The organism is Streptomyces sp. M41 (assembly GCF_043673425.1).
Classification (GTDB): Bacteria; Actinomycetota; Actinomycetes; order Streptomycetales; family Streptomycetaceae; genus Streptomyces.
The window spans coordinates 168,839-181,559 of sequence record NZ_JBIMKE010000003.1; the positions used below are offsets into that span (position 1 = coordinate 168,839).

Genomic DNA, 12,721 nt, shown 5'->3' on the forward strand with positions numbered 1-12,721 from the left:
CAGCCCCCTCTCAGCCCTTGAGGGCCCCCGCGATCGACTCGGCGATCGGAGTGGTCGGACGACCGGTCAGCCGGGACAGATCCCCGCTCTCGACGACCAGCTCGCCCTTCTCGATGGAGGCGTCCACGCCCGCCAGGATCCCGGCGAGCGGCGCGGGCAGTCCGGCGCCGGTCAGGATGCCGGTGAAGGTCTCGACGTCGACGGCGTTGCTGCCGATCTCCTTGCCGGTCTGCCGGCTCAGCTCGGCGGCGTACTCGGCGAAGCTCCAGGCGACGTCCCCGCCCAGTTCGTACGTCTGGTTCTCGTGCCCTTCGCCGGTCAGTACGGCGACCGCGGCAGCCGCGTAGTCGGCGCGGGCGGCGGAGGAGACGCGGCCCTCCCCGGCGGCGTGTGTGACGGCGTCGTGCGCCAGGACCGGCGCGAGATTCTCGGTGTAGTTCTCGTGGTACCAGCCGTTGCGCAGCAGTGCGTACGGCAGGCCGGACGCGAGCAGCGCCGCCTCGGTTTCCCGGTGGTCGTCGGCGAGGGCGGCCGTGAGGCTGCCGGGGGCGCTGGTGTAGGCGAGCAGGGCGACACCGGCGGCCTTGGCGGCGTCGATGACGACCTGGTGCTGCCCGACGCGGCCCTTGTCGAACTCGTTGCCGGATATGAGCAGCACCTTGTCGCCGGCCGCGAAAAGTCCGTCGAAGGTCTCGGGGCTGTTGTAGTCGGCGGCGGCGATCTTCACACCGCGCTCGGCGAATTCGGCCGCCTTCCCGGGTGTGCGGACGGCAGCGGTGATCCGATCCGCCGGAACCTTCTCCAGCAGCTGCTCCACGATGTGGCGGCCCAGGTTTCCGGTGGCTCCGGTGACGACGATGCTCATGATCAGAACTCCTAGTGGGGTGCCTCGGCACCAACCCTGGTGGCTTGGCACTAACCCTGGTGGCTTGGCACTAACCCTAGGAGTGGCGCTAACTCATGGAAAGTACCCACTTTGAAGTAAGGTACTGTCATGGCAGTAAGTGCTTGGGGTGGCGTGACCGGGAGTAACGACGACCTCGGCGAGGGAATGTGCCCGCACCGCCGGGTACTGGAGCACGTCACCAGCCGCTGGGGCGTCCTCGTACTGATCGCACTACTGGAACGTTCCTACCGCTTCAGCGAACTGCGCCGCGCGATCGGCCGGGTGAGCGAGAAGATGCTGACCCAGACCCTCCAGACGCTGGAACGCGACGGCCTGGTCCACCGCGACGCCAAGCCGGTGATCCCACCACGGGTCGACTACTCCCTGACCGACCTGGGCCGTGAGGCGGCGGAGCAGGTCCGCGCACTGGCCCTATGGACCGAGCGGCGGATGGACGATGTGCACAAGGCGCGCGAGGCGTACGACTCCCGCCCCGTCACGCCCCCCTCCCGCGGCAGCCGCTCCTAGGCCCTGTCGTCAAATTCCCGCCTGCCCGGGACCGCGGCCCGACCCTGCTGCCGGACCGCGCCCGACCCTGCTGCGGCCCCCCGACGCAGAAGCCCGGGCGCCGCACGGCACCCGGGCTGCAAGCCTGGCTCGAACGCGTCGCTCAGCCGACGACCGTCCAGGTGTCCCCACCCGCCAGCAGCGCCGCCAGATCGCCCTTGCCGTTCTGCTCGATCGCCGAGTCCAGCTGGTCGGACATCTGCGTGTCGTACACCGGACGTTCCACCGAGCGGAGCACACCGATGGGGGTGTGGTGCAGGGTGTCCGGGTCGGCCAGGCGGGACAGCGCGAAGGCCGTGGTCGGGGACGCGCAGTGGGCGTCGTGGACCAGGATCTGCGACTCGTTCTCCGGGGTCACGGTGACGACCTTCAGATCCCCGGTCTGCGTATCCCGAACGACGCCGCGCGTACCGTCCGTGCCGAAGCGGATCGGCTGCCCGTGCTCCAGGCGGATCACCGCTTCCTCCGCTTGCTGCTTGTCCTTGAGGACCTCGAAGGCGCCGTCGTTGAAGATGTTGCAGTTCTGGTAGATCTCGATCAACGCCGTGCCCCGGTGGGCCGCCGCCTCACGCAGCACCTGGGTGAGGTGCTTGCGGTCGGAATCCACTGTGCGCGCCACGAAGGACGCCTCCGCGCCGATCGCGAGGGACACCGGGTTGAAAGGCTCGTCCAGCGAGCCCATCGGCGTCGACTTGGTGATCTTGCCGACCTCGGAGGTCGGCGAGTACTGGCCCTTTGTCAGCCCGTAGATCCGATTGTTGAACAGCAGGATCTTGAGGTTGACGTTGCGTCGCAGCGCGTGGATCAGGTGGTTGCCGCCGATGGACAGCGCGTCACCGTCGCCCGTGACCACCCAGACGCTCAGGTCCCGCCGCGACGCGGCCAGGCCCGTCGCGATGGCCGGCGCGCGGCCGTGGATGGAGTGCATGCCATAGGTGTTCATGTAGTACGGGAAGCGCGACGAACAGCCGATGCCCGAGACGAAGACGATGTTCTCCTTGGCGAGGCCCAGCTCAGGCATGAACCCCTGGACCGCCGCGAGAATCGCGTAGTCACCGCAGCCGGGGCACCAGCGCACTTCCTGATCGGACTTGAAGTCCTTCATGGACTGGCGGGCCTCGGCCTTGGGGACGAGCGAGAGCGCCTCGATCGTGCCCGTGCCTTCCGTGGACGTCTCAGCCATCGATGGCCTCCTTGAGCGCCTTGGCGAGCTGTTCCGCCTTGAACGGCATGCCGTTCACCTGGTTGTACGAGTGGGCGTCCACCAGGTACTTCGCCCGGACCAGGGTGGCGAGCTGGCCGAGGTTCATCTCGGGGATCACCACCCTCTCGTAGCGTCCGAGTACCACGCCCAGGTTGCGCGGGAACGGATTCAGATGACGCAGATGCGCCTGCGCGATCGCCTCGCCCGCGTTGCGCAGCCGGCGCACCGCCGCGGTGATCGGGCCGTACGTCGATCCCCAGCCCAGCACCAGCGTCTTCGCCTCGTGCGGGTCGTCGACCTCGAGATCGGGGACCTCGATGCCGTCGATCTTGGCCTGGCGGGTGCGGACCATGAAGTCGTGGTTGGCCGGGGCGTAGGAGATGTTGCCCGTGCCGTCCTCCTTCTCGATGCCGCCGATCCGGTGCTCCAGGCCCGGCGTACCGGGGATCGCCCACGGCCGGGCGAGGGTCTGCGGGTCGCGCTTGTACGGCCAGAAGACCTCGCTGCCGTCCTCGAGGGTGTGGTTCGGACCTTGCGCGAACTGCACGGTCAGATCCGGCAGCTCGTCCAGCTCCGGGATCCGCCAGGGCTCGGATCCGTTGGCCAGATAGCCGTCCGACAGCAGCATCACCGGGGTGCGGTACGTCAGCGCGATGCGGGCCGCCTCCAGCGCCGCGTCGAAGCAGTCGGCCGGGGTGCACGGGGCGACGATCGGCACCGGCGCCTCGCCGTTGCGTCCGAACATCGCCTGGAGCAGGTCCGCCTGCTCGGTCTTGGTCGGCAGACCGGTCGAGGGTCCGCCGCGCTGGATGTCCACGACCAGCAGCGGCAGCTCCAGCGACACGGCGAGCCCGATGGTCTCCGACTTCAGGGCCACACCCGGCCCGGACGTCGTGGTCACCGCGAGCGAGCCGCCGAAGGCCGCGCCCAGCGCCGCACCGATGCCGGCGATCTCGTCCTCGGCCTGGAAGGTCCGCACGCCGAAGTTCTTGTGCCGGCTCAGCTCGTGCAGGATGTCCGAGGCCGGGGTGATCGGGTACGAGCCCAGAAACAGCGGCAGGTCCGCCTGGCGGGACGCGGCGATCAGTCCGTAGGACAGCGCGAGGTTGCCGGAGATGTTGCGGTAGGTGCCGACCGGGAAGGCGGTCGTCGCCGGGGCGATCTCGTAGGAGACCGCGAAGTCCTCGGTGGTCTCGCCGAAGTTCCAGCCCGCCCGGAAGGCGGCGATGTTGGCGGCGGCGATGTCCGGCTTCTTGGCGAACTTCGACTTCAGGAACCTCTCGGTGCCCTCGGTCGGCCGGTGGTACATCCAGCTCAGCAGGCCCAGCGCGAACATGTTCTTGCTGCGCTCGGCCTCCTTGCGGGTGAGATCGAACTCCTTCAGCGCCTCCACCGTCAGCGTCGTCAGCGGCACCGGATGGAGGCTGTACCCGTCCAGCGAGCCGTCCTCCAGCGGCGAGACGTCGTAGCCCACCTTCTGCATCGCCCGCTTGGTGAACTCGTCCGTGTTGACGATGATCTCCGCGCCGCGCGGCAGGTCACCGATGTTGGCCTTCAGGGCGGCCGGGTTCATCGCGACCAGCACGTTCGGCGCGTCACCCGGGGTCAGGATGTCGTGGTCGGCGAAGTGCAGCTGGAAGGAGGACACGCCCGGCAGGGTCCCGGCGGGGGCGCGGATCTCGGCCGGGAAGTTCGGCAGCGTCGACAGATCGTTGCCGAAGGATGCCGTTTCCGAGGTGAAACGGTCGCCGGTGAGCTGCATACCGTCGCCGGAGTCCCCCGCGAAACGAATGATCACCCGGTCCAGCCGGCGGACGTCCTTCGTCCCTGCCGGTTTGCGCTGCTCTCCCACGACGGCTTCGTCGGCCTGCTCCGCTGGGCTACTGACCTGGCTGGTCACTGAACTGGACCTCCTTCGAGGCGGCTGTCTGGGCATGGCCTTCCCGCAAGCCTTCCCAGGATCAACCCTACGTCCGCAAAGGTCGCCCTCCCCGGGCCATTCGCATGACGGACATGGATCCGAGATGTTCCGCCGCCCTGACTTGTCATGATCTACGCCCCCCGGCGCTCCCTAGGAAGACGCGCCCTGTTCCCGGTTCGGTTGCCATGCCGGCGCCCGCCCGCTGGATGCCGTCTTTCGACCGCCGAAGCGTTCACCCATTTGACTGACACGGTGTCAGACCATCAGGAGTTGAGATAGGTGAGAACCGCGAGTACGCGCCGGTGATCCCCGTCACTCTGGGAGAGTCCCAGCTTCAGGAAGATGTTGCTGACGTGCTTCTCGACGGCTCCGTCGCTCACCACCAGCTGTCTGGCGATCGCCGAATTGGTCCGCCCCTCCGCCATCAGCCCCAGGACCTCCCGCTCTCTCGGGGTGAGCCCCGCGAGCACATCCTGCTTGCGGCTGCGGCCCAGCAGCTGGGCGACGACCTCCGGGTCGAGCGCGGTCCCCCCTTGGGCCACCCGCACGACCGCGTCCACGAACTCCCGCACCTCCGCCACGCGGTCCTTGAGCAGATAGCCGACCCCGCGGCTGGAAGCGGCCAGCAGCTCCGTGGCGTACCGCTCCTCCACGTACTGCGACAGCACGAGTACCCCGAGTCCGGGGTGCGCCTTGCGCAGCTGCACGGCCGCCCGCACCCCTTCGTCCGTGTGCGTCGGCGGCATCCGTACGTCCGCGACCACCACATCCGGCAGCTCGCCCCCTGCGTCCAGCTCCGTGATGGTCTTGATCAGCGCGTCGCCGTCGCCCACCCCCGCCACGACCTCATGGCCACGGTCGGTCAACAGCCGGGTCAGCCCCTCCCTGAGCAGCACCGAATCCTCGGCGATGACCACGCGCACCTTGTCCTCCACGATCCTCGGCCCCCCGAACCTTGGCATGCGGCCGAGCCTTCCCCGGCCATGTCGTCCCTCGCGACCTCAGTATCCCGCGATCGCCTCCTGGCCACCGGGCCTGTGGAAAACCCGCCCGACGGCGTTCGGATCACACGGCACGAGGCTGTGGACGGGCGTGCGCTGGGAGCGCGCGGAGGCCCCTGATCCGTCTGTGCAAGACATGCACGACAGATCAGGGGCGAAGCACTTCACACGGCGAGGGCACTTCGGCCCGCGGTCCACGGCCCGCGGTCCACGGTCCGCGATCTCCGGCTGGGACGATCCGTCCGCGTCCGCCGTAGCGGCTACACCGTCCGCCAGGGCAGCTCAGCCGTGACCCGGGTCGGTCCGCCCACCGGCGAGTCCACCACCAGGATTCCGTCCACCGCGTCGAGCCGTTCGGCCAGGCCGGCCAGGCCCGAGCCCGTGGCGGCGTCGGCGCCGCCGATGCCGTTGTCGACGACCTGGAGCATCAGCCGGTTCTCCACCCGCCACACGTCCACGGCCGCCCACGTGGCCCGCGAGTGCTTGCCGATGTTCTGGAGGAGCTCGGAGACCGTGAAGTAGGCGATGCCCTCGATCGCCGGCACCGGCCGCTCGCCGTACAGGTCGACCTGGACCTCCACCGGCACCGTGCACCGGGAGGCGACGGACGACAGGGCGGCGTCCAGTCCGCGGTCGGTCAGGACGGCCGGGTGGATGCCGCGGGCCAGGTCGCGCAGTTCCTGGAGTGCGGTCTTCACCTCGCCGTGCGCCTCGTCGACCATGCGTGCCGCCGCCTGCGGATCCTGCGTCAGCTTCTCCTTGGCAAGGCCGAGGTCCATGGCCAGGGCCACCAGCCGGGCCTGGGCGCCGTCGTGCAGATCGCGCTCGATGCGCCGCAGGTCGGCGGCGGCCGTATCGACCACGACACCGCGGTCCGACTCCAGCTCCACCACGCGCGTCGCCAGCCGTGTCGGCCCGAGCAGACCGTGCACCATCACCCGGTCGACCATCGTCAGCGCCCGCACGATCCACGGCGTCGCCAGCGTGAACAGAAGTCCGACCAGCGCGGTGATCGTGATCTCGAACGGGTTGTCGAGGTAGATGTTGTGGGTCTCGTCGCCGAACACCTGAAGACCGTCCTGACCGGCCCAGACCGGGAAGACCCAGAACCACAGCGGATACGTCAGCAGCGCCCAGCCGTACGCCCATACATTCACCGCGACGACGAAGGAGAACGTCGCCCACGGCAGGTGCAGCACCGCGTACAGCAGGCTCCGCCATGACGTCCCGCTCTTCAGTACGGCGCCCATCCACGCCATGAAGCCGCGTCGGCGCATCCGCAGCGGCTCCGGGTCGGCCACCTCCAGGTGCAGTAACGCACGCGCGCGTGCCCGCTCCAACGCCCCCAGGCCGCGGCAGCCGGCGAGGCCCGCGGCCAGCACCGGGACACCGAGGAAGGTCACCAGCAGGCCCGCGCCCAGCGACACCATCGTGATGCCGTACACGAACAGCACGATGCTGATCGGCAGGCTCAGCAGGACATATCCGAACTCCCGCCAGCTGCGCGCCTCGAACGGCGCCCGCAGCCCGGCCGGCAGCCGGTGCCGTCGCTCGCCGCCGTGCTCGGGAAGGCCGCGCTCGGGGAAGCCGAGCCCGTGCCCGTAGCCCTGTCCGTACTCCGTGGCCATCGGCGTCGTCCTGTCTCCTCGTCCCGTCAGCCCCACTGCTGCCGGGGGCTGTGCCGTCGTATCTCCACCCTCCTCGGCCGCAGGTCCACGGACCATGGAGGCCGTCGGCGTCTCGGACGGGGGGTTTTCCCTACCCCTCGCCGGGGGCGCGGTCCCGCCAGGGCAGCTCGGCCGTCACCGTCGTGGGGCCGCCCTGCGGGGAGTCGACGACGAACAGGCCGTCCACCGCGTTCAGCCGGTCGGCCAGCCCGCGCATGCCGGTGCCGCCGTCGAGACGCGCACCGCCGCGACCGTCGTCCCGCACCTGGATGAGCAGCCGGTCCTCCGACCGCCACACGTCGACGGACGCCGACTTCGCCCCGCTGTGCTTGCTGATGTTCTGAAGCAGCTCGGAGACGGTGAAGTACGCGATGCCTTCGATGGCCGCGACCGGTCGGGACAGCAGATCGACGGTCACCTTCACGGGTACCGTGCAGCGCGACGCGACGGACGACAGAGCGGCGTCCAGTCCGCGGTCGGTCAGCACGGCCGGATGGATGCCGCGCGCCAGGTCGCGCAGCTCCTGAAGCGCGAGCTTCACCTCGCCGTGCGCCTCCTCGACCATCGCCGCGGCCGAGTCCGGATCCTCCAGGAGCTTCTCCTTGGCCAGGCCCAGTCCCATGGCCAGGTTGACCAGCCGGGCCTGCGCCCCGTCGTGCAGGTCGCGTTCGATGCGTCGCAGGTCGGCCGCCGCCGTGTCCACGACGACCCCCCGGTCCGACTCCAGCTCGGCGATACGGCGCTCCAGCTCGTCGGAGGGCGACAGCAGGCCGCGCACCATCGCCCGGTCCGCGTTGGCCAGGCCCCGCGCGATGAACGGCAGCACCGGCCACAGTACGAACAGCGACGTCAGCGTGATGACGAAGGTGAGCACGCCCCAGGGCAGGCGAATGAAGTCGTACAGCATCGTGCGCCAGCCCACCGGGTCCTTCAACGCCAGCCACAACTGCGGGAAGAAACCGTCCCTGCCGCCGCGCAACGGCAGCGGACTCGGCTCGTCCACGCGCACTCCGAGCAACGCACGCGCGCGTGCCCGCTCCAGCTTGCCCAGCTGCCGTGCACCCAGCAGCCCGGCCGCGAGCAGCGGGAACCCGATCACCGTCAGGGTGAGGAAGGCACCGGTGAACAACACCGTCACGACATAGATGAAGCCGAGCAGCGACAACGGAAGGTTCGCCAGGAGGTGCGCGATCTCCCGCCACGTGTGCCGGTCGTAGGCGAAACGGACGGGCGGCAGCGGCGACTGCTCGCTGTCGGACCGCCTGGAGGCGTCCCGCGAAGGGCTGGGGCGTTCGGTCATATGGGCTAGCCTGCCGCGCGGTGCGCGGCCGCGCCATGAGGAGGGCCGCCCATGTCCGAGGGGGGTAATCCCCACCCCGCGCCACGGCCGCCCGCCGGACCGATGACCTGCCGCGCGGGCATCGTCGGATCTCAAGGGCATCTCAAGGCGTGACGGGCTGCTTACGCTGTCTTTAGCAGGGCCTAGACTCCCGTGCGTACAGATCGTCGAACAGCGGTGTTCACGAGGTCACAAGTCGCAGGACACTGGTCCCAGGGCCGGTTCCAGTTCCTGGGACTCGGTCACGAGGTCAGGGAGCGAGGGGCGGACGTGTCGGAACAGACCGTCGTCGTCACGGCGGCTGCGCATGACGTCGTCGTCGCGGCGGACTACTTCGAGTCCTACTCGGTCGTCGGACTGCTCGCCGTCATCGGCGTGCTGTTCGTCGCCGTCGCCTTCGGGGCGGGCCGCCTGCTGCGTCCCGTGGTCCCCACGCCCGAGAAGCTCCTGACATACGAGTGCGGCGTCGACCCCGTCGGCGAGGGCTGGGCCCACACCCAGGTCCGCTACTACGTCTACGCCTTCCTGTACGTGATCTTCGCCATCGACTCGATCTTCCTCTTCCCCTGGGCGACGGTCTTCGCCGACCCTGGCTACGGTGCGACCACGCTCGTCGAGATGTTCGTCTTCCTCGGCTTCCTGGCCGTGGGCCTGCTCTACGCATACAAGAAGGGCGTCCTGGCATGGACGTGACGCCAGACACCACCAATGAGCAGCCGGTTCTGCTGCCGGAGCCGAAGCGACTGGGCGCGCTCGCCCGCCTCGCTCCCGAGCCGATGAAGGTGATCCTCAACTGGGGCCGCCGCTACTCGCTCTGGGTCTTCAACTTCGGCCTCGCCTGCTGCGCGATCGAGTTCATCGCCGCGTCGATGGCCCGCCACGACTTCATCCGCCTCGGCGTGATCCCCTTCGCGCCCGGCCCGCGGCAGGCCGACCTCATGGTCGTCTCGGGCACGGTGACGGACAAGATGGCCCCGGCCGTGAAGCGCCTGTACGAACAGATGCCCGAGCCGAAGTACGTCATCTCCTTCGGCGCCTGCTCCAACTGCGGCGGCCCCTACTGGGACTCCTACTCCGTCACCAAGGGCGTCGACCAGATCATCCCGGTGGACGTCTACGTCCCCGGCTGCCCGCCGCGCCCCGAGGCACTGCTCCAGGGCATCCTCAAGCTCCAGGAGAAGATCGCGCGGGAGTCGCTGGGGGAGCGGTACGGCACGACGCCCCGGCCGTCCACGGCGGCCCTGCAAAGCGGCCTGGTGCGAGCGCCGGAGCGCTCCGACAGCGCCGCCGGCGATGCCGGGGAGGCAGGACGATGACGACGGTCGGCTGGCTGCCCACCCCCGTGGAGGACCTCTTCGGCCCGGATGCCACGGCCGAGGAGTCCTACGACGTCCTGACGGTCGACGTGCCCCCGACCTCCTGGATCGCGGCCCTTCAGACGGCCCGCGACGAACTGGGCTGCACCTACTTCGACTGGCTCAGCGCCGTCGACGAACCCGGCACGGGCTTCCGCGTCGCGGCCCACGTGGCCGCCCTGTCTCCCGTACGGCGCCTGCTGGTCCGCACCACGGTCCCGCACGAGGCCCCGACGCTGCCCACTGCCGTCGGCGTGTACGCGGGCGCGGCCTGGCACGAGCGGGAGACCCACGAGATGTTCGGCGTCGTCTTCGCCGACCACCCCGGCCTGGACCACCTCCTCCTCCCGGAGAACTTCGAGGGCCACCCCCTCCGCAAGGACTTCGTCCTCGCAGCCCGCGTCGCCAAGGCATGGCCGGGCGCCAAGGAACCCGGCGAGTCCGAACACGGCGGCCCCAAGCGCCGCCAGATGCTCCCGCCCGGCGTACCCGACCCGAACGAATGGGGCCCCCTCAAGGGCCAACTCCCCCCAGCCCCCACCCGCCCGACCAGAGCCACATCCCGCGGGGCCGGAGAACGCCCGGCACGCGCAGCCGGGGAACGCCCCGTGCGCGCGGCCGGGGAACGGCCCGTGCGTCGCGCGCGTACGGCGGCGGAGGGCTCGGCGAGTCAGGCGGAGGCGGAGGGCTCGGCGGGCCGGGCAGAGGGACCGGCGGGTGCCGGTGCGGCTCCCGCGCCGGGCGTCACACCGCGTCGCGCGCGTACGGCGGCGGAGGGCTCCGCCAGTCAGACAGCCGGGGGAGAGGCAGCCACCTCGTCGGAGGCGGACACGTCCGAAGCGAGCACCGGCACGCCGCCGACCGCGCCCGGCACCCCCGCCGGGCCGCACCGCGCACGCAGCGCGACCGAAGGCTCGGCATCGCAACGCCCCGCACCCGGCACGGCCCCTTCCGGCCCCCGTCGATCCCGCAGCGCTTCGCAGGGCTCGGCCAGCCAGCGGACCGGCGCGGGGGAGCAGGCGACCGGCCCGGCTCCGACTGGCGAGGTCTCGACTGGTTCGACGCCGGCTGCCGAGCGAGGCGCTGGTCCGAGGCCGACTCGCGAGGGAGCCGCTGGTTCGGCGCCGACCGGCGAGGGAGCCGCTGGTTCGGCGCCGACCGGCGAGGAGTCGGCTGGTCCGACGCCGGCCGGTGCGTCCGGCGAAGCCGCCCAGCCCTCGACTCCTCCGGCCAACCCCAGGCCTGCCAAGGCCCCTCGCAGCGCGGACGCCCCGTGGCACCACGCCCGCCCGGCCTTCGACGAGCCGAAACCCGAGCAACGAGCCGAGCCGCGGCCCGACGCCGAGCGCATCCCTGCCCCGGACCGCGGGGCCACCTCCGGCCCGGATGCCGAGGGCACCCCTGGCCGGGATGCTGAGGCCACCCGCGACCCGGATGCCGAGGTCGCGCCCGACTCGCGCCCGGCGGCCAAGCCCGTCCCGGGGCCTGAGGCCAAGCTCGGCCCGGCTGCCGAGGCCACCCCCGACCTCGACAGCCGGCCGCGCCCCGCAGCCGACTCGGCCGCGGACGAGCCCGCACGAGGCCAGCGCCCTGAGCAGCCCGCGCAGCCCAAGCAGGGCGACCACCGTGAGCCCGGCGAGACAGTCGCCCCCGCGGGTGAGGACTCCACCAAGCCCAGCCGCCGCGGACCGGCCGACGGGCCGGCCGACGGACCGGCCGACGGACCGGCCGACGGGCCGGGCGACGAACTGACCGATGGCCCCTCCGAGGGCCATCCCGACGAGCACACCGACCGCCCAGGAGGCCCGCAGTGAACGACGCGCTCGACGTCACCCTGCGACTCCTGATCGTCTTCGTCGTGTTCCTCACCTTCCCCCTGCTCATCGGCCAGACGGAACACAAGGTCATGGCCCATATGCAGGGCCGCCTCGGCCCGATGTACGCCGGTGGCTTCCACGGCTGGGCCCAGCTGGTCGCCGACGGCGTGAAGTTCGCGCAGAAGGAGGACGTCGTCCCGGCCGGCGCGGACCGCCGTATCTTCCAGCTCGCCCCTGCCGTGGCCCTCCTTCCGTATCTCCTCGTTCTCCTCGCCATCCCGATCGGCCCCGGCGAAGGCGCGGTCGGCGAGGTCATCGACGCGGGCATCTTCTTCGTCCTGGCGGTCATGGGCGTAGGCGTCCTCGGCTCGCTCATGGCCGGCTGGGCCTCCGCCAACAAGTTCTCCCTCCTCGGCGGACTGCGTACCGCCGCTCAGCTCCTCGCCTACGAACTCCCGATGCTGCTGACCGCCGCCTCCGTGGCGATGGCGGCCGGCACGGTCTCCCTGCCCGGCATCCTCGACGCCTTCGAGTGGTGGTGGCTGCCCTGGCAGATCGTCGGCGCGATCGTGTTCTTCGTCGCCGGCCTCGCCGAACTACAGCGCCCGCCCTTCGACATGCCGGTCGCCGACTCGGAGATCATCTTCGGCGCCTACACCGAGTACACCGGTCTCCGCTTCGCCCTCTTCCTCCTCGCCGAGTACGCCGGAATCGTCGTCCTGTGCGGCCTCACCACCGTCCTCTTCCTGGGCGGCTGGCACGGTCCCTGGGGCGCCGACGGCCTCGGCTGGGTCTGGACCCTGCTGAAGACCGCTGTCCTCGCCTTCATCGTGATCTGGCTCCGCGTCACCTATCCCCGGCTGCGCGAGGACCAGCTCCAGAAGCTCTCCTGGACCCTCCTCGTCCCCCTCTCCCTCGCCCAGATCGCCCTCACCGGCGTCGTCAAGGTGGTGATCCAGTAACC

Annotated in this window: 11 protein-coding genes; 5 read left to right on the top strand and 6 right to left on the bottom strand. The window is 70.5% G+C overall.

Going from position 1 to position 12,721, the window contains the following annotated elements:
* Window positions 1-10: 10 nt before the first annotated feature.
* A complete protein-coding gene (locus ACHBTE_RS05170) occupies window positions 11-865 on the bottom strand; it encodes an SDR family oxidoreductase (RefSeq protein WP_394722185.1) in 855 nt (284 codons plus the stop codon).
* A 129-nt stretch (window positions 866-994) separates the two neighbouring features.
* On the opposite strand from ACHBTE_RS05170, the gene ACHBTE_RS05175 reads away from it, so the two are divergent.
* The gene (locus ACHBTE_RS05175; RefSeq protein WP_394722187.1) at window positions 995-1,414 is read left to right on the top strand and encodes a winged helix-turn-helix transcriptional regulator; all 420 of its coding nucleotides are present in this window, start codon (window positions 995-997) and stop codon (window positions 1,412-1,414) included.
* Between the two features lie 142 nt (window positions 1,415-1,556).
* Here the strand turns inward: ACHBTE_RS05175 and ACHBTE_RS05180 are convergent, their stop codons facing one another.
* The 5 genes from ACHBTE_RS05180 to ACHBTE_RS05200 form a co-directional block, all read right to left on the bottom strand.
* Window positions 1,557-2,636, bottom strand: a complete 1,080-nt coding sequence (locus ACHBTE_RS05180; protein ID WP_394722188.1) for a 2-oxoacid:ferredoxin oxidoreductase subunit beta — start codon at window positions 2,634-2,636, stop codon at window positions 1,557-1,559.
* Window positions 2,629-4,557 (bottom strand): 2-oxoacid:acceptor oxidoreductase subunit alpha, encoded by a 1,929-nt coding sequence (locus tag ACHBTE_RS05185; protein ID WP_394722189.1) that lies wholly within the window; start codon window positions 4,555-4,557, stop codon window positions 2,629-2,631. Before ACHBTE_RS05185 ends, ACHBTE_RS05180 begins: the two co-directional genes overlap by 8 nt.
* 284 nt (window positions 4,558-4,841) lie before the next feature.
* Window positions 4,842-5,513 carry a LuxR C-terminal-related transcriptional regulator gene (locus ACHBTE_RS05190; RefSeq protein ID WP_394722476.1) on the bottom strand — a complete coding sequence of 224 codons (672 nt, stop codon included), beginning with the start codon at window positions 5,511-5,513 and terminating at the stop codon, window positions 4,842-4,844.
* Window positions 5,514-5,839: 326 nt separating this feature from the next.
* Complete coding sequence (locus tag ACHBTE_RS05195) at window positions 5,840-7,207, bottom strand: sensor histidine kinase (protein WP_394722190.1); 1,368 nt, start codon at window positions 7,205-7,207, stop codon at window positions 5,840-5,842.
* Window positions 7,208-7,337: 130 nt separating this feature from the next.
* Window positions 7,338-8,546 carry a sensor histidine kinase gene (locus ACHBTE_RS05200; RefSeq protein ID WP_394722192.1) on the bottom strand — a complete coding sequence of 403 codons (1,209 nt, stop codon included), beginning with the start codon at window positions 8,544-8,546 and terminating at the stop codon, window positions 7,338-7,340.
* Between the two features lie 309 nt (window positions 8,547-8,855).
* On the opposite strand from ACHBTE_RS05200, the gene ACHBTE_RS05205 reads away from it, so the two are divergent.
* From ACHBTE_RS05205 to ACHBTE_RS05220, 4 genes are read left to right on the top strand one after another with little or no spacing between them, the layout of a single operon-like run.
* The gene (locus ACHBTE_RS05205; protein WP_394722194.1) at window positions 8,856-9,278 is read left to right on the top strand and encodes an NADH-quinone oxidoreductase subunit A; all 423 of its coding nucleotides are present in this window, start codon (window positions 8,856-8,858) and stop codon (window positions 9,276-9,278) included.
* Entirely contained in the window at window positions 9,269-9,901 is a 633-nt protein-coding gene (locus ACHBTE_RS05210; protein ID WP_394722195.1) for an NADH-quinone oxidoreductase subunit B, read from the top strand. Before ACHBTE_RS05205 ends, ACHBTE_RS05210 begins: the two co-directional genes overlap by 10 nt.
* Window positions 9,898-11,754, top strand: a complete 1,857-nt coding sequence (locus ACHBTE_RS05215) for an NADH-quinone oxidoreductase subunit C (protein WP_394722196.1) — start codon at window positions 9,898-9,900, stop codon at window positions 11,752-11,754. The genes ACHBTE_RS05210 and ACHBTE_RS05215 overlap by 4 nt, the downstream gene beginning before the upstream one ends.
* Entirely contained in the window at window positions 11,751-12,719 is a 969-nt protein-coding gene (locus ACHBTE_RS05220) for a complex I subunit 1 family protein (RefSeq protein ID WP_062724073.1), read from the top strand. Before ACHBTE_RS05215 ends, ACHBTE_RS05220 begins: the two co-directional genes overlap by 4 nt.
* Window positions 12,720-12,721: the final 2 nt, after the last annotated feature.